The 16492-nt window shown below is 70.0% G+C and carries 13 protein-coding genes; 5 read left to right on the top strand and 8 right to left on the bottom strand.

What is annotated here, in order from left to right; genetic code table 11:
* Window positions 1-52: 52 nt before the first annotated feature.
* The 5 genes from glpK to KCH87_RS36000 form a co-directional block, all read right to left on the bottom strand.
* Window positions 53-1564: a glycerol kinase GlpK gene (gene glpK / locus KCH87_RS35980; protein WP_210592051.1), complete on the bottom strand. Its 1512-nt coding sequence runs from the start codon at window positions 1562-1564 to the stop codon at window positions 53-55.
* A 22-nt stretch (window positions 1565-1586) separates the two neighbouring features.
* Window positions 1587-2312, bottom strand: coding sequence for an MIP/aquaporin family protein (locus tag KCH87_RS35985; protein ID WP_210592052.1), 726 nt, complete (start codon window positions 2310-2312; stop codon window positions 1587-1589).
* Window positions 2313-2637: 325 nt separating this feature from the next.
* The gene (locus KCH87_RS35990) at window positions 2638-4293 is read right to left on the bottom strand and encodes an EAL domain-containing protein (protein ID WP_210592053.1); all 1656 of its coding nucleotides are present in this window, start codon (window positions 4291-4293) and stop codon (window positions 2638-2640) included.
* Window positions 4294-4505: 212 nt separating this feature from the next.
* A complete protein-coding gene (locus tag KCH87_RS35995) occupies window positions 4506-5696 on the bottom strand; it encodes a lipid-transfer protein (protein WP_210592054.1) in 1191 nt (396 codons plus the stop codon).
* Window positions 5693-6139 carry a Zn-ribbon domain-containing OB-fold protein gene (locus KCH87_RS36000; RefSeq protein ID WP_210592055.1) on the bottom strand — a complete coding sequence of 149 codons (447 nt, stop codon included), beginning with the start codon at window positions 6137-6139 and terminating at the stop codon, window positions 5693-5695. The genes KCH87_RS35995 and KCH87_RS36000 overlap by 4 nt, the downstream gene beginning before the upstream one ends.
* 235 nt (window positions 6140-6374) lie before the next feature.
* Here KCH87_RS36000 and KCH87_RS36005 point away from each other — a divergent pair, with 235 nt between their 5' ends.
* Together KCH87_RS36005 and KCH87_RS36010 are read left to right on the top strand one after the other, a co-directional pair.
* A complete protein-coding gene (locus tag KCH87_RS36005) occupies window positions 6375-7184 on the top strand; it encodes a M15 family metallopeptidase (protein WP_210592056.1) in 810 nt (269 codons plus the stop codon).
* Window positions 7185-7231: 47 nt separating this feature from the next.
* On the top strand, window positions 7232-7768 hold the full coding sequence (locus tag KCH87_RS36010) for an NUDIX domain-containing protein (protein WP_210592057.1): 537 nt from the start codon (window positions 7232-7234) through the stop codon (window positions 7766-7768).
* 2 nt (window positions 7769-7770) lie between these two features.
* Here KCH87_RS36010 and KCH87_RS36015 read toward each other — a convergent pair whose 3' ends face one another.
* On the bottom strand, window positions 7771-10137 hold the full coding sequence (locus KCH87_RS36015) for a TIM-barrel domain-containing protein (RefSeq protein ID WP_210592058.1): 2367 nt from the start codon (window positions 10135-10137) through the stop codon (window positions 7771-7773).
* A 213-nt stretch (window positions 10138-10350) separates the two neighbouring features.
* On the opposite strand from KCH87_RS36015, the gene KCH87_RS36020 reads away from it, so the two are divergent.
* The 3 genes from KCH87_RS36020 (at window position 10351) to KCH87_RS36030 (ending at window position 13894) form a co-directional block, all read left to right on the top strand.
* Complete coding sequence (locus KCH87_RS36020; protein ID WP_210592059.1) at window positions 10351-12327, top strand: acetoacetate--CoA ligase; 1977 nt, start codon at window positions 10351-10353, stop codon at window positions 12325-12327.
* A 423-nt stretch (window positions 12328-12750) separates the two neighbouring features.
* Window positions 12751-12972 carry a hypothetical protein gene (locus tag KCH87_RS36025; protein WP_282613036.1) on the top strand — a complete coding sequence of 74 codons (222 nt, stop codon included), beginning with the start codon at window positions 12751-12753 and terminating at the stop codon, window positions 12970-12972.
* Window positions 12973-12994: 22 nt separating this feature from the next.
* The gene (locus KCH87_RS36030; protein WP_210592060.1) at window positions 12995-13894 is read left to right on the top strand and encodes a hypothetical protein; all 900 of its coding nucleotides are present in this window, start codon (window positions 12995-12997) and stop codon (window positions 13892-13894) included.
* A gap of 76 nt (window positions 13895-13970) precedes the next feature.
* On the opposite strand, the gene ptsP is transcribed toward KCH87_RS36030, so the two are convergent.
* Both ptsP and KCH87_RS36040 read right to left on the bottom strand, forming a co-directional pair.
* Entirely contained in the window at window positions 13971-15641 is a 1671-nt protein-coding gene (gene ptsP / locus KCH87_RS36035; protein WP_210592061.1) for a phosphoenolpyruvate--protein phosphotransferase, read from the bottom strand.
* 79 nt (window positions 15642-15720) lie between these two features.
* Window positions 15721-16170, bottom strand: coding sequence for a PTS glucose transporter subunit IIA (locus KCH87_RS36040; protein WP_210592062.1), 450 nt, complete (start codon window positions 16168-16170; stop codon window positions 15721-15723).
* Window positions 16171-16492 lie beyond the last annotated feature (322 nt).

Consider the following 16492-nt stretch of genomic DNA (forward strand, 5'->3'; position numbering starts at 1 on the left):
ACCCCCACCGACCGGGGTACGGGCCGCAGTTCGCGGGTTCACGCGCGCGTGTCTAGCCCTCGCCGTCCTCCAGCCAGCCGAAGCTCTTCTCCACGGCCTTGCGCCAGTTCTGGTACTCGCGGTCCCGTACCGACGCTTCCATGGCCGGAGTCCACTCGACGTCCTTCTGCCAGTGCGCCTTCAGCTCGTCGAGGTCGTTCCACACCCCGGTGGCGAGCCCGGCCGCGTACGCGGCGCCCAGACAGGTCGTCTCCGAGACCTTGGGCCGGATCACGGGCACACCGAGTACATCCGCCTGATGCTGCATCAGGAGGTTGTTCTTCGTCATGCCACCGTCCACCTTCAGGGTCGTGATGTGCACCCCGGAGTCCTGGAACATGGCGTCCACGACCTCCCGCGTCTGCCAGCTCGTCGCCTCCAGCACCGCACGCGCGAGGTGCGCCTTCGTGACGTACCGGGTGAGTCCGGTGACGACACCGCGCGCGTCGGAGCGCCAGTACGGCGCGAACAGGCCGGAGAACGCGGGCACGATGTACGCGCCTCCGTTGTCGTCGACACTCGCCGCCAGGGTCTCGATCTCGTCGGCGGTACGGATGATGCCGAGCTGGTCGCGGAACCACTGCACGAGCGCGCCCGTTATAGCAATGGACCCCTCCAGACAGTAGACGGGCGCCTCACTGCCGATCTTGTAGCCCATCGTCGTCAGCAGTCCGCTCTTCGAAGGCACCGGCCGGTTGCCGGTGTTGAGCAGCAGGAAGCTGCCCGTGCCGTACGTGTTCTTCGCGGTACCGACGTCGTAGCAGGCCTGGCCGAAGATGGCCGCCTGCTGGTCGCCCAGCGCCGAGGCGACGGGGACGCCGGAGAGCTGTCCGACGGCGGTTCCGTAGACCTCGGCGGACGACCTGATCTCGGGCAGGACGGCCTCGGGCACGTTCATCGCGGCAAGGATGGAGGCGTCCCACTGGAGGGTCTCCAGGTTCATCAGCATTGTGCGTCCGGCGTTGGTGACGTCGGTGACGTGCTGTCCGCCGGCGGTGCCGCCGGTGAGGTTCCAGATGAGCCAGGAGTCGATGGTGCCGAAGGCGATCTCCCCGCGTTCCGCACGCGCGCGTAGCCCTGGCACATTGTCCAGCAGCCAGGCCGCCTTGGGCCCGGAGAAGTAGCTGGCCAGCGGCAGCCCGGTCTGTTCGCGGAAACGGTCCTGCCCGTCCGAGCCGCCGAGTTGTTTGCACAGCGCCGCGGTGCGCGTGTCCTGCCAGACGATGGCGTTGTGCACGGGCTTGCCCGTCGCCCGGTCCCACAGGACCGTGGTCTCCCGCTGGTTGGTGATGCCGAGCGCGCTCAGCTGGTCGGCGCGCAGTCCGGCCTTCGCGATCGCCCCGGCGACCACCGCCTGCACCTTGGACCAGATCTCGGTGGCGTCATGCTCCACCCACCCGGGCTTGGGGAAGATCTGGCGATGCTCGCGCTGGTCGACGGCGACGATCGCGCCGTCCTGGTTGAAGATGATGCAGCGGCTCGAGGTGGTGCCCTGGTCGATTGCGGCGACGAACTTGTCCGTCATGACGTCCCCTTCGTCGGATCCTTCAGAACGCTGCGTTGAAGATGACCCCGGACAGCGCCCCGCCGATCAGCGGTCCCACTACCGGTATCCACGCGTAACCCCAGTCCGAGGTGCCCTTGTTGGGGATCGGGAGCAGCGCGTGGGCGATGCGCGGGCCCAGGTCACGGGCCGGGTTGATGGCATATCCGGTGGGACCGCCGAGCGACAGACCGATGCCGACCACCAGGAACGAGACGATCAGAATCGCCGTGCCGGACTCGCCGAGCCCCTTGGTCAGCCCGAAGGCCAGGATCGGCAGCACGAGACCGATGGTGGCGATGATCTCGGTGATGAGGTTGGCCACGGGATTGCGGATCGCCGGCGCGGTGGAGAAGACCCCGAGCGTCGGCTGCGCCGTGTCCTCCTCGGCGTTGGCCTGGAACTGCGCGAAATAGACGAGCCAGCACAGGATCGCGCCGAGGAAGGCGCCGACCATCTGCCCGGCGACATAGATGTGGACCTTGTCCCAGTCCCCGGTGTCGATGGCGATCCCGAGGGTCACGGCCGGATTGAGGTGCCCGCCCGACAGCGGGGCGGCGGTGTATGCCCCGGCCAAGACGCCGAAGCCCCAGCCGAAGGCGATGACGACCCAGCCGGCGTCCTTCGCCTTGGAGTAGTTCAGTACGACGGCGGCGACCACTCCGGCGCCGAAGAGAATCAGGATCGCTGTACCGATCAATTCGCCAACGAATATGTCTCCGTTGCTCATGGCGGCTCCTAGGCCCTGGCCCGGGACGATCGGCCCCGGTCCTCCGTGCAGGGTGCGGTTCCCTTGGCGAACAGCCGAGGGCAGGGAGGGTCCCGCGCCCCGCCCGGCGTCCGTGACGAGCGTGCCGTCGCAGCCGAATCGCCCGTGGGGGAACAGCCCTTGGCTCAGACGGGGCCCGCGCGGCGCAGTGCCTGGATACGCCGAGAATGTACGGCGATGTCGACTGACACCGGGAAGTTTTCACCGGCACTCAGAGAGCGTCAAGGTCGTCGACAGCAACGGTTGTGGGCCACGGTGAGGAGCGCGACCGAAGCCGACGTGCCCGTCAGCCCCTCCCGGGCTCCACCACCGCCCACTCCGCCGGAGTGGGCCCGGCCCCTGACCCGCGGCGGATTTCGTGCCCCGGCAGACCCGCACGGCCCAGCACCCAACTCGCCCCGGTCAACGATTTCGCGGCCTTCTTCAACGGCGCCAGCCACGCGGACGCCTGCCGGTGGTCCGCGACGCTGCCCGGCACGCACAAGACCGTGGCCAGGGACAGGGTGACGGCGAGCCCGCCCGCGGACCAGGGCGCGTCCAACACGGAGGCGGCCAGCGGATCCAGCCCCTCCGGATCCGCGAGCACCAGGAAGTCGTCCCCGCCGATGTGGCCCACCTGGGTGGTGCTTCCGGACGCGGCGTGCTGGAGCGCCCGCCCCACCGATCGGATCAGCTCGTCGCCCGCCGCGAACCCCGCCCCGTCGTTCACCATCTTGAAGTGGTCGACATCCAGCCAACTCAACGCGAAGGTCCGCCCGTCCGCGATCCGCCGGTCCACCTCGCCGGTGATCGCGTCCGAACCGGGCAGCCGCGTCAACGGATTGAGCGACGCCGCTTCCTCGACCCGGGTCTCGGCCAGCGCCCGCACCAGGTCCGCGAGCCGTACGACGCCCACACAGCGGCCGTACCTGTCGACAACGGCGACATCGTCCGAGGTGCGGTCGCTGCCGCCGACCGCGACCACGTCCAGGACCTCCCAGGCGGTCGCGTCGACGCCCACGGTCCGTGGCAGGTCGCCCAGTTTGGCCGCGGGCCGGTCGGCGTACAGGGCATGTCCGTAGCGCCCCGACATCGACAGCAGGAAGCGGGACCGGTGCAGTGAGCGGACGGGCACCCCGTCACGGTCCACGAGCAGCACCCCGGACACGTCCGGCGACCCGGTCAGCAGCGCCCGCACCTGACCGGCGGACGCCGTGGCGGGCAGCAGCGCCGCGGGCCGCACGAACTCACGCACGGACGGGCCGGACGGCGGCGTCACCATGGCCGCATGGGAGAGGGGCGGAACGTATACATCCGCGGCGGGCAGCCGGGTGGGCGGCGCGAACAGCTCGCCCTGTGCCAGCTGAGCACCGGCCGCCAGGGCCGCCGCGCACTGCAACTCGGTCTCCACACCCTCCACCGACAACAGCGCGCCCAGTTCCTCGCACAGCGTCCGCATCGCCCGCACCGCCGCCGGCCGGGTCAGCAGCGACGCGTCGAGCTTCACCAGGTCCGGCGCGAGATCGGTGAGCAGCCGCAGAGGTACGTCCCCGTCCCCGATCCCGTCCGCACTGATCCGGAAACCCTGGCCCCGGAGCGCGCTCACCGCCTCCAGGAGCGCCTGGTGCGGCACGTGCGTGTACGGCGGGACGACATCGATCGTGACCTCCCACGGCAGCCTCCCCGCCTCACGCACGGCGGCATGCAGCGGGGTGAGGCCGCCGAGATCGGCGAGGGTGCCCGCGAACACGTTGACGTGCAGCGGCAGCATCGTCTCCTTGCGCGCCGCCGCGCGGACCGCCAACACGGCCAGTTTCCCGTCGAGTTCGGGATCGCGACGGGCCTCGGCCAGGATGTCGCCGCTCTCCGGGCGGGCGAGTATCTCCAGCCCCGCGACTCCGCCGGTCGTCAGATTGACCACCGGCTGGAAGGCGAAGCGGAGAGTATCCGTCCAGGAGCGCACGGGAGCATAATGGCGTCCCCAGCGCACGCCCGAGCCCAGTTCATAAGACGTTCACGCAGGATTCCGGGCCGATCACGCAGCGTGTGCAACTCTCGCGGCTTCTGGACGAATGACGGAGGTGTCGCGGTTGTCCGACGGATGTTCCGCCGTCGTGCGACGGCGAGTTCGCGTTCGTACGACCGCTGCGCCGTGTTCGTCGAACGGCGCGCCCCTCACCGTACCGCGACCACCGCCGACCCGTGGCCGAAAAGCCCCTGGTTCGCCGTGAGCCCGACCTGAGCGCCGGTCACCTGTCGGGCACCCGCCTCCCCTCGCAACTGCCAGGTCAGCTCGCAGACTTGGGCGATCGCCTGAGCGGGGACCGCCTCGCCGAAGGAGGCCAGCCCGCCACTGGCGTTCACGGGTATGCGCCCGCCCAGCGCCGTCGCACCCTCCCGCAGCAGCTTCGCTGCCTCGCCCTCGCCGCACAGCCCCAGATCCTCGTACCACTGCAACTCCAGGGCGGTGGACAGGTCGTAGACCTCGGCTAGGGAGAGGTCCTCGGGCCCGATGCCGGCCTCCTCGTACGCGGCCCGTGCGATCGACGCGCGGAACGGTTCCGCGGCGGGCTCCACGGCGACCGCCGAGTCCGTCGCGATATCAGGCAGGTCCAGCACGGTGTTCGGATAGCGCGGCGTCACCGTGGACACCGCCCGGATCCGCACCGGTTCGGCCACCCCGTGCCGACGCGCGAACTCCAGGCTGCACAGCACCAGAGCCGCCCCTCCGTCCGAGGTGGCGCAGATGTCCAGCAGTCGCAGCGGATCGGCGACCACGGCGGAGGCGGCGACCTCCTCCGCGGTGACCCGCTTGCGGTAGCGCGCGTACGGATTGAGCGCCCCCTGCGCCGCGTTCTTCACCTTGACCTGCGCGAAGTCCTCCGGTGTGTCCCCGTGCACGGCCATCCGCCGGCGCGCGTACAGCCCGAAGTACGTCGGATTGGTCGCGCCGAGGACCCGGAAGCGCAGCCAGTCGGGGTCGTCCGGCCGGTCGCCGCCCGCAGGCCGGAAGAACCCCTTGGGCGCGGCATCGGCACCGACCACGAGCACCACGTCCGCGAGCCCAGAAAGGATCTGCGCCCGCGCGGTGTTGACGGCCTGCGCCCCGGAAGCGCACGCCGCGTACACACTGGCGACCCGGGCCCCCTGCCAGCCCAGCGCCTTCGCGAACGTCGCCCCCGCCACATAGCCCGGATAGCCGCCACGCACGGTGTCCGCGCCGACGATCGAATCGACCTCCCGCCACTCCAGTCCCGCGTCGGCGAGCGCCGCCCTGGCCGCCGTCGTCCCGTACTCGACGAAGCCGCGCCCCCACTTGCCCCAGGGGTGCATGCCCGCGCCGAGCACTGCAACCTCTCCCGTCATGCCGCCTCCCCCTTCGGCCGCCACTGCCAGGTCGTCCAGACCGTCTCCGCGTCCTCGTGGAGCACGCCCTGGACTACCTCCACCACCATGCCCACCGCCAGATCGGCGACGGTGACCCCCGGAACCGCCTGTCCCAGCACCACCATCCGCTCGGCCTCCAGCTCCACAGCGATCAACGCGTATGGTTCCCACGGAAGTTCCGGATCGGTCACATAGGGTGACGGAGGCCGGTACCGGCTGTCCGTGTACGACCAGACACGCCCCCGCCGCGACAGCGGAACCTCCTCCAGATCGCCGCCCGGACACCCCGGGTTGCGGCAGTGCGAGTCCTCGCGCGGGAAGAAGACCGAGGTGCAGGCCGCGCAGCGGGTGCCGAGAAGCCTGAAGTCGTCCCCGTCGCCGGTGAACCATCGCTCGACCGCGGGTGTGCGTGTACGTGACATGGGCCCTCCCCGGCAGGCAATCTGACGGAACGTCAGAAGTGTGCCACGGGCAACCGTAAATGAGCAGGGCCTCCCACAGAACCAAAAGGGCCCTTGCGGCGTCGTCGTATCGGTAGAGGCGGCCGGGGCCCACGGGGGTGGCTCCGGCCGTCTCTCCGCCCGCATCACCCGAACGCGTGCCGAGTGCATCCGATCGCTTCCCCGGCGGAACGAACTCCTGATAGATGCAGGAGACATGACACGATTGCCCGCCGCGCTCCGCGTACTGGTCACCGCGATCGCCGCCCTGCTCACCCTGACCTCCGCCTCCGCCTCCGCCATGGCGGCAACCGAGCCGAAGGCGCCCAGGGGCTTCGTGGCCCTGAGAGCCGTCGATCCCACGATCGTCCAGGAGATGCGCTACTTCACTCCGCACAACTTCGTAGGCGAGCCGATCGACGGCTACGACCAGCCCTTGTGCATCCTCACCCGGCCCGCCGCCGAGGCCCTCCACGCCGCGCAACTCTCGCTGCTGCGCCAGGGCTACACCCTGAAGGTGTACGACTGCTACCGGCCGCAGCGCGCCGTGGACCACTTCGTCCGCTGGGCCGAAGACCTCGACGACCAGGCGATGAAGGGCGAGTTCTACCCGAAGGTCGACAAGACCCGGCTGTTCGCGGACGGCTACATCGCGGAGAAATCCGGCCACAGCCGTGGCTCGACCGTCGACCTCACCATCGTCCCGCTCCCGGCGAAGCCGACCCGGCCCTACCGGCCCGGAGAGCCCCTGGTTCCCTGCTACGCGCCCCAGAACGAGCGATTCCCCGACAACTCCGTCGACATGGGCACCGGGTTCGACTGCTTCGACACCCTCGCCCATACCCTCGACCCGCGTATCCAGGGCGAGCAGCGCAACCACCGGTTGCTGCTCAAGGGCACCCTGGAGGAGCTCGGCTTCGTGAACCTGGCCGAGGAGTGGTGGCACTTCACCTACAAGCCCGAGCCCTACCCGGACACCTACTTCGACTTCCCCGTGTCCTGGAAGTCCCTCGCCGGGAAGCCCTGAACGGCCCCCCGGCGACGCTCTCTCCGTGATCGGATACAGTCCGCCGCGTGTCCGAAAATCAAACCTCCGTCCCCAACTCCGCGCCCGACTCCCATTGTTCGAGCTGCGGCACGCCCTACGGAGAGAGCACTTCAGGCTGGCCCCGCACCTGTCCGGTCTGCGGGACCATCGCCTACCGCAACCCACTGCCGGTCGCTGTAGCCCTTCAGCCCGTGTACGACACGAAGGGCACCGCCCTGGTCGTCATCACCCGGACCGTGTCTCCCGCGCGCGGGGGCGTCGCGTTGCCCGGCGGTTACATCGACGACAGGGAGGACTGGCGGCAGGCCGTGGTGCGCGAGCTCAAGGAAGAGACGGGCATCGACGCGGCGAGCCGCGATGTGCGGCTCATCGACGCGATGAGCTCACCCGACGGGCACCTGCTGCTCTTCGGGCTGCTGCCGGAACGCCCGGCCGACGCTCTCCCGCCGTCCACCGCCACGGACGAGACGGAGGGCTGGCACCTCCTGCGCAGGCCGGAGGAGCTGGCCTTCCCACTGCACACAGTGGCCGCACGGGCGTGGTTCGAAGGCCGCTACATCTGAGCTCAGCCCTCCACCAGTCCCCGTACACGTACCGGGTGGGGCGGTGAGCCCCCGCCGCCCTCACCGTCCCGCTCGACGATCAGCTGCCCGCCCTCCCAGCGGGTGACATACCGCTCGATCCCGGGCTCGTCCCACCCGTCACCCGGGTCCGGCACGACCAGCCCGCCTCCGGTCCGCCCTCGGGCGGGTGCCCACACCTCCAGTTCCAGCCCGCCGTCGTCCCCGTGCACGGGGACGACGGCACCCGCGCGCGCGAGTACCGGAATCCGCGACAGCGGAGCGTCGATCAGCACCTGCGCCGGCCCGTCGTACGCCTGCTCCGTCGCCGTGTCGTACCAGCGCCCCCGCGGCAGTTGCACGGCCCGCCGGTCCGCGCCCGGACCGAGCACCGGCGCCACCAGCAGACTGTCGCCCAGCAGAAACGCATCCTCACAGTCCCGCAGCGCGCGATCCTCGGGCGCACCCCACCACAGGGGACGCACATAGGGCGCTCCTGTGCGCCGGGCCAGATGCGCCAGCGTGATGAAGTACGGCAGCAGCCGACGGCGTTCGACGAGCGCCACGCGCGCGTGCTCCAGCACCTCCGGCCCGAACTCCCACGGCTCCCTACGGCCCGCCCGCAGACTCGCGTGTGTCCGGAACAGGGGCAAATACGCGCCCAACTGGAACCACCGCAGATACAGCTCCGGCGACGGACTCCCGTCGAAGCCGCCCACGTCCGGCCCCGAATACGGCACCCCGCACAGCCCCAGCCCCATGACCAGCGCCAGTGAGGCCCGCAGCCCGGGCCAGCCCGTGGCCACGTCACCGGACCACGTCCCCCCGTAGCGCTGCATGCCTGCCCATCCCGAGCGGGAGAACAGGAAGGGCCGCTCCCGGGGCGCCAGCGCGCGCAGGCTCTCGTACGCGGCCTGGGCCATGCACAGCGCGTAGACGTTGTGCGCCTCCCGATGGTCACCGCCCCGTCCATCGAGGGAGTGCCTGGCTGAGCGCGGCAGCGTCGACTCCCCGAAGGCGGTGAACGACACGGGTTCGTTCATGTCGTGCCAGAACCCCGTGAAACCCTGCGCCAGCCGCTCCTCGTAGAGGCCACCCCACCAGGCCCGCACGCGCGCGTGCGTGAAGTCCGGGTAGACCGCTTCCCCGGGCCAGACGACACCCCGCACGAGCCCGCCCGAGGCGTCCCGCACGAACGCCTCCTCGGCCATGCCGCTGTCGTACACGGCGTTGCCCGGTGCGGCCTTCACCGCCGGGTCGACGATCGACACCAGCCGGATTCCGTCGCGCCGCAGGTCCTCGGCCAGCTGGGGCAGCTTGGGGAAGTGCTCGTGGTCGACGGTGAACACCTGGTGGGCGTCGTAGTGGTCGATGTCCAGATGGACCGCGTCAAGTGGCAGGTCGCGCTCCTGATAGCCCGCGACGATCCGCCGCACCTCCTGCTCACTGCCGAAGCCCCACCGCGCGTGATGATGACCCAGCGCCCACGTGGGCGGCAGCGCCGGCGCCCCGGTGAGCGACGCCCAGGCGAGCAGCACGCGCGCGGGGGTCCCCACCATCACCCAGCAGCGCAACGGACCTCCGTCCATGCGCAGTTCGCACGTCCCCGACCGATCGTGTCCGGAGCCGGCCCCCTCCTCGCCCTCCCGCAGCGTCAGCGTGCCGTCCCAGGAGGTGTCGTGGAACACCAGATGCGTGGCCGCGTCGGCCACCACCAGCTGAACAGGCATCGTGATGTACAGCGGATCGTCATCAGGACCGAAGGCGCGCCCGGGGTCGGTGTTCCACAGCCGGTACGTGCCGTCCCGCAGCCGAGGCCCCGACGCCCGCCCGCCGAGCCCGAAGAATCGCGCGTCCGCGGTCACTTCCGACCGCTGCATCCAGCGCGCCGCACCCCCTCCCACCGGTTCCCACCAGCGGGGCGGCAGATCGCGGCGCAGGGTCACCCCACCGGGCGTACGCACCTCCACCGCGCCGTGCCGCGAGACGGCGACGGTCACACGCTCGGCCACGACCCGCCAGCCGCCGTCTTTGTCCGGTTCCAGCACCGCCCGGGGGTCCGGCTCCGGGCAGCGGCCCGCGAGCGCGTACGAGGGCTCGGGAGCGGCCCCGTCCCAGCCCCAGAACACGGCGCCGTTCACGGCGACCGTGATCCGCAGCTCGGACCTGCTGAAGCGGACCAGGCCGCCCCCGGGACCGGGCTCCACATGCTGCACGGCACCGGGCACCCGGGCGCGCTCGGCACCCCGCGCCGGGAGCCCGACAGCATCGGCTCGCCTACGGCGCCATGCCGCCCGTACGGTACGCAACCTCTGAACGGCTCCCGCAGAGCCGACTGCCCTCATCGAACGCACCAGGTCACGACCGTTCATGCTGCTCACCCTGTCATTGACCGCCCCACACGCGCGTGTCGTTCAACTGTCGTTCACCCGTGGCGGGAGCACATCTTCACGACGCGGACTATGTGGGGCGCGCCCTGGTGTAGAAGTCGATCACATGGCATCGTCCGTGTCAGCCGCGTCACGCGCACACCCCAGCCCGTGCGCGGGAGACGCACACGACGCGCACAGTCCTGGAGCCGCCCCATGACGACCGTGAACCCCCAGCCCCTGTGGCAGCCAGACAGGGAACGCATCGCCCATGCCCAGGTCACCAAGTTCCAGGCCTGGGCGGCCGAGCACCACGGAGCCCCGTCCGAGGGCGGCTACACGGCGCTGCACCGCTGGTCCGTCGACGAGCTGGACACCTTTTGGAAGGCTGTCACGGAGTGGTTCGACGTACGGTTCTCCACCCCCTACGCGCGCGTGCTGGGCGACCGCTCGATGCCCGGTGCCCAGTGGTTCCCCGGGGCGACCCTGAACTACGCCGAGCACGCCCTGCGCGCGGCGATGACCCGCGCGGACGAACCGGCCCTCCTGCACGTCGACGAGACCCACGAGCCACACCCCGTCACCTGGTCCGAGCTGCGCCGCCAGGTCGGCTCCCTCGCCGCCGAACTGCGCGCCCTCGGCGTACGGCCCGGGGACCGCGTCAGCGGCTACCTCCCGAACATTCCGCAGGCGGTCGTCGCCCTCCTCGCCACGGCAGCCGTGGGCGGCGTGTGGACGTCCTGCGCCCCCGACTTCGGCGCCCGCAGCGTCCTCGACCGCTTCCAGCAGGTCGAACCGGTCGTCCTGTTCACCGTCGACGGCTACCGCTACGGCGGCAAGGAACACGACCGCCGTGACATCGTCGCCGAACTGCGCCGCGAACTGTCCACCCTGCGCGCGGTCGTCCACATCCCCGTCCTCGGCACGCCCGCCCCCGACGGCGCGCTGGAGTGGTCGGCCCTGACGGCGGCGGACACGGAGCCCGTCTTCGAGCAGGTGCCGTTCGACCACCCCCTGTGGGTGCTCTACTCCTCCGGCACAACCGGCCTCCCCAAGGCCATCGTCCAGTCCCAGGGCGGCATCCTCGTCGAGCACCTCAAGCAACTCGGCCTGCACTGCGACCTCGGCCCCGAGGACCGCTTCTTCTGGTACACGTCGACCGGCTGGATGATGTGGAACTTCCTCGTGTCCGGCCTCCTCACCGGCACGACGATCGTGCTCTACGACGGAAGCCCCGGCTACCCGGACACCGGCGCCCAGTGGCGGATCGCCGAACGCACACAAGCCACCCTGTACGGCACCTCGGCCGCCTACGTCATGGCATGCCGCAAGGCGGACGTGCACCCGGCGCGCGACTTCGACCTCTCCAAGGTGCAGTGCGTCGCGACCACCGGATCCCCCCTTCCGCCCGACGGGTTTCGCTGGCTGCACGACGAGTTCGCAGAGAGCGGGGCCGACCTGTGGATCGCGTCCGTCAGCGGCGGCACGGACGTGTGCTCCTGCTTCGCAGGAGCGGTACCGACGCTCCCGGTGTACATCGGCGAGCTCCAGGCACCCGGCCTGGGCACCGACCTGCAGTCCTGGGACCCCAGCGGCAAACCCCTGATCGACGAGGTCGGCGAACTCGTGGTCACCAATCCCATGCCGTCCATGCCGATCCGCTTCTGGAACGACCCCGACGGCAGCCGCTACCACGACAGCTACTTCGACACTTACCCCGGCGTGTGGCGCCACGGCGACTGGATCACCGTCACCTCCCGCGGCTCCGTCGTCATCCACGGCCGCTCGGACTCGACGCTCAATCGCCAGGGCGTGCGCATGGGGTCGGCCGACATCTACGAAGCCGTCGAACGCCTCCCCGAGATCAAGGAATCACTCGTCATCGGGATCGAACAGCCCGACGGCGGCTACTGGATGCCCCTGTTCGTGCACCTCGTCCCAGGAGCCGCTCTCGACGAGGCCCTCCTCAGCCGCATCAAGCAGACCATCCGTGAACAACTCTCACCGCGGCACGTCCCCGACGAGATCATCGAAGTGCCGGGAATCCCGCACACCCTGACCGGCAAGCGCATCGAGGTCCCGGTCAAGCGCCTCCTCCAGGGCACCCCCTTGGAGAAGGCCGTGAACCCCGGCTCCATCGACAATCTCGACCTGCTGCACTTCTACGAGGACCTCGCCCACAAGCGCGCCTGAGCGGCCTCGGACTCACTGAGCGCAAGAGCGAAGTCCGAGGCCAGCCGAGCCGCGTCGGCCTGCTCGAGATCGGCCACCGGGATCCGCAGACCGGACCGGCCGACAGCCGGAACCGGGCACCAGCGGCGACCCACCACCCGTACGACCGCAGCCCGTTCACCACGGCCGACTCGTCCCGCATGAGGTCCCACACGTCCATCCGCAGCCCGTACACCGTTTCCTGGAGCAGATGGCTGATCCACCGCGACGTCAGCAGCAGCCGCACGTCGTGCCGCGCCAGCGTGGTCGCGTCACCCGGTCCCGAGGAACCTCTCCGCCGCGTTCGCGCTGGGCGATATCACCCTGGCGCTCGCGGCCACCGGCGGAATCTTCACCGCCACGCTGCTCCTTACCGCCTCGGCCGTTGCCTTCACTCTGGCCGAGATGCTCTACGCCACCGTCTCCTGGGAGATGTCCCTCGCCCAGTCCGCCCAGCGCAGCGTCGGACCGCTCGCGGTCACCGCCGCCATCGCCACCGGCCCGGCGGGCTGGACCGCCTTCGGCGCCACCATGGCCCTGACCTGCTTGATCCAGCACCAACCGGTCCGCGAACGCCTCGCCCGGAAGCCGTTGTCAGTGCCGCCAGTTACTGTGAGTGAGCATTGATCGACTGCGTACAGGGGGAAACATGGCGCACACCGACCACCAGACCATGCGGCGCGTCCTGCGCCGCGAAATCGCGGGCACCATCGGCCTGCTGACCGACGAGCACGACTTCCGCGCCATGCGGCGCTACCGCAGCTTCACCTTCGACGACCACACGACCTACCTCCGACAAGTGGAGGCGCTGCTCAAGACCCGCGCCTCTCAGGGCAACCACACCACGGTGGCCCTCTTCGACCCGCAGGAGTACGCCGACTTCTGCGCGGACAAAGGCCTGGATCCCGACATCCCGACGAGCCGCACACGCTTCACGGCCGAACTCGCGAACACCGGCCCCACGGTTCCCTACGAAGGCCAGCGCCTCGCCGACCTAGTCCCAACCCTGATCGACGAGGCCGTGCGCCAGGCCACTTGGGAGTACGCCTCCACACTGCTCGCCCGCCTCGGCGCCTGCGCGTCCTGTGGCGAGGACCTCGGCCGTGCGGCGTTCGTCCGCGCCGCAGAGCTTCTCGTCCGCATCCTCGACACGGCTCAGCCAGGATCCCGGCACCTCGTCTGCAGCGTCTCGGGAACACCGGAAGCACTCGTCTCCGTCCTCCACGCCGACGGGGCCCGCGACGGCACCACCCAGCTCGACGAGGCCGAAGCACTCGAATTCACCACAGTCCTGGCCCTCGGCCTCGCCACCGAAAGTCCGGGTGGACTCGTGATGCGGACCAGCGCACCAGACACGCCCGACCGCATCTACGGCTGGCGGCTGCGTGGAGACGGCCTCGAACCCCTCACCGCCGGCGAGGTCTTCGACGCCTACTGCACCGACATCGAGTCCGGAGACCTCATCTCCCCGGAATCCGGCGTCGACTACTGCACGCCACCCGATCTCGGACAGGACGGGAAGGGACCGACGACGAGCCACGACCACTGAACACGCAAAAGGGGCGCCCCACCCGAAGGCGGGGCGCCCCCCCAAGCACCGCCAAAGGCGGCCTGCCTGGTCCTGACTACTCGCCGGACAGCACGGCCTGCGCCGCGTTGCGCGCCTCCTCGGCGCTGTCCGCAGCGCGAGCCGCCGCCGCGGCACGCTCACACTGGGCCAGCGTGTACTTCGCGAGAGTCGCCCGGACATAAGGAATCGACGCCGCACCCATGGACAGGGAGGTGACCCCCAGACCGGTCAGCACACACGCAAGCAGCGGGTCGGACGCCGCCTCACCGCAGACACCACAGCTCTTGCCCTCGGCCTTCGCGGCCTCGGCGGACAGCGCCACCAGGTCGAGCAGCGCGGGCTGCCACGGATCCTGAAGCCGGGAGACGGCACCCACCTGACGGTCGGCGGCGAAGGTGTACTGCGCGAGGTCATTGGTTCCCAGCGAAAGGAACTCGACCTCCTGAAGAATCGAGCGCGCCCGCAGCGCGGCCGACGGGATCTCGACCATCGCACCGAACTTCGCCCGCAGCCCGGCGGCACGACATGCGTCCGCGAACGCCTTGGCGTCGGCACGGTCCGCCACCATGGGGGCCATGACCTCAAGGTAGACCGGCAGCCCCTCCGAAGCCTTCGCCAGCGCCGTCAGCTGAGTGCGCAGCACCTCGGGGTGGTCGAGCAGCGTCCGCAGACCGCGCACGCCCAACGCCGGGTTGGGTTCGTCGGCGGGCGTCAGGAAGTCCAGCGGCTTGTCCGCACCGGCGTCCAGCACCCGTACGACAACGCGGCCCTCGGGGAACGCCTCGAGCACCTGCCGGTATGCCTCGACCTGCTTCTCCTCCGACGGCGCACTCTTGCTGTCATCGAGGAAGAGGAATTCGGTACGGAAGAGACCGACGCCCTCGGCCCCCGCCTCGACAGCGGCCGGTACGTCCGCCGGACCGCCGACATTCGCCAGCAACGGCACCTTGTGACCATCGGCCGTGGCACCCGGCCCGGTCGAGGCGGCCAGCGCCGCCTTGCGCTGAGCGGCCGAGCTTTCGAGCTGGGCCTTCTTCTCGTCGCTCGGGTTCACGAAAATGTCGCCGGTACTGCCGTCCACAGCGATCACAGTGCCTTCGGCGAGCTCACCGGCGCCGGGCAGCGCCACAACGGCCGGAACGCCGAGCGCCCGAGCAAGGATCGCGCTGTGGCTGGTCGGTCCGCCCTCCTCAGTGACGAAACCGAGGACGAGCGTGGGGTCCAGCAGCGCCGTGTCGGCAGGCGCCAGGTCGCGAGCGACCAGGACATACGGCTTGTCACTGTCCGGGACACCGGGCATCGGCACCCCGAGCAGTCGGGCGACGATACGATTCCGCACGTCGTCGAGGTCGGCCACGCGACCGGCCAGGTACTCACCGGCACCCGCCAGCAGCTCGCGATACGCGGCGAATGCGTCGTACACCGCACGCTCGGCCGTGCTGCCGACGGCGACGCGACGGTCCACGTCCGCCATCAGCTCGGGATCCTGAGCCATCATGGCCTGCGCCTCGAGCACCGCCTGGGCTTCGCCCCCCGCCAGATTGCCGCGCGCAATCAGATCGGCCGCCACAGCTTCCACGGCCTTGCGGGCGCGCCCCTGTTCGCGCTCCGCGTCCTCCGCCGGAATCTGCTTGGCAGGCGGTTCGAGGACCGCCGTTCCCATGTGCCGAACCTCGCCGATCGCCACACCGTGGCTCACGCCGACGCCTCGCAGCGTTGTCTCCATCTCACCCGTCTCCGATAGTGCGGCGGGTCCCGCCGCCGCGGTGGTTGTCCCTACTTGCCGTCATAGGACGGCGCTGACGTCACTTCCAGACGAAGAGACTGTCGCCGGCCTTCACATCGCCGTTGTCACGGAGGTCGGAGAGGGCCTCGGCCGTGGCCTCGAGCGCCACGATCGGACACACCGCGGACTTGCCGGCGGCCTCGACGGCGGCCGGGTTCCAGCGCACAACGGCCTGACCGCGCTGCACGGTGTCACCCTTGTTCACGAGCAGCTCGAAGCCCTCGCCGTTGAGCTGAACCGTGTCGATCCCGAGGTGGGTGAGCACACCGTGGCCCTGCTCGTCGACGACGACGAAGGCGTGCGGGTGAAGAGAAACGATCACTCCGTCCACGGGCGAGACCGCCTCGGAGGGCTCACGCACGGGATCGATCGCCGTACCGGGGCCGACCATGGCCCCGGAGAAGACCGGATCCGGCACAGCTGCCAACCCGATGGCGCGTCCTGCAAGTGGGGACGTCACGGTGGTCATGGGAAGCCTCCCAGGGGTGGAGATTCTTTTGGGCCGTCACTGTCTGTCCCAGGGACGACGCACTGTTCAGCAGGGTATGTCATATGAAGTTCCGGTTCCGCACCAGAGCTCCCGGTACGCGGCCTTAGGGCACAGCGCAAATCGATTTGCGCCCGCTCCGGAGCCGCGTGTACAGTCGTACTCCTGCTTGAGGCTGAGCGACGCGACCAAGCGTCCTTGCCTGGCAGCACCCAACTTGTCAGATCCTATCTCGGGGTCACCTTCTGCATGCCTGCAGGACGGTGGTCAGAGGGACGGAAAAACACTGATAGAGTTTGGAAAC

Source organism: Streptomyces sp. GESEQ-35, assembly GCF_017948485.1.
GTDB lineage: Bacteria > Actinomycetota > Actinomycetes > Streptomycetales > Streptomycetaceae > Streptomyces.

Coding starts and splice junctions, on each gene's coding strand:
- glpK (WP_210592051.1), bottom strand. CDS start 1,564: ATGACGGACAAGTTCGTCGCCGCAATCGACCAGGGCACCACCTCGAGC.
- KCH87_RS35985 (WP_210592052.1), bottom strand. CDS start 2,312: ATGAGCAACGGAGACATATTCGTTGGCGAATTGATCGGTACAGCGATC.
- KCH87_RS35995 (WP_210592054.1), bottom strand. CDS start 5,696: ATGACGGGAGAGGTTGCAGTGCTCGGCGCGGGCATGCACCCCTGGGGC.
- KCH87_RS36000 (WP_210592055.1), bottom strand. CDS start 6,139: ATGTCACGTACACGCACACCCGCGGTCGAGCGATGGTTCACCGGCGAC.
- KCH87_RS36005 (WP_210592056.1), top strand. CDS start 6,375: ATGACACGATTGCCCGCCGCGCTCCGCGTACTGGTCACCGCGATCGCC.
- KCH87_RS36015 (WP_210592058.1), bottom strand. CDS start 10,137: ATGAACGGTCGTGACCTGGTGCGTTCGATGAGGGCAGTCGGCTCTGCG.
- KCH87_RS36020 (WP_210592059.1), top strand. CDS start 10,351: ATGACGACCGTGAACCCCCAGCCCCTGTGGCAGCCAGACAGGGAACGC.
- KCH87_RS36025 (WP_282613036.1), top strand. CDS start 12,751: ATGCTCTACGCCACCGTCTCCTGGGAGATGTCCCTCGCCCAGTCCGCC.
- KCH87_RS36030 (WP_210592060.1), top strand. CDS start 12,995: ATGGCGCACACCGACCACCAGACCATGCGGCGCGTCCTGCGCCGCGAA.
- ptsP (WP_210592061.1), bottom strand. CDS start 15,641: ATGGAGACAACGCTGCGAGGCGTCGGCGTGAGCCACGGTGTGGCGATC.
- KCH87_RS36040 (WP_210592062.1), bottom strand. CDS start 16,170: ATGACCACCGTGACGTCCCCACTTGCAGGACGCGCCATCGGGTTGGCA.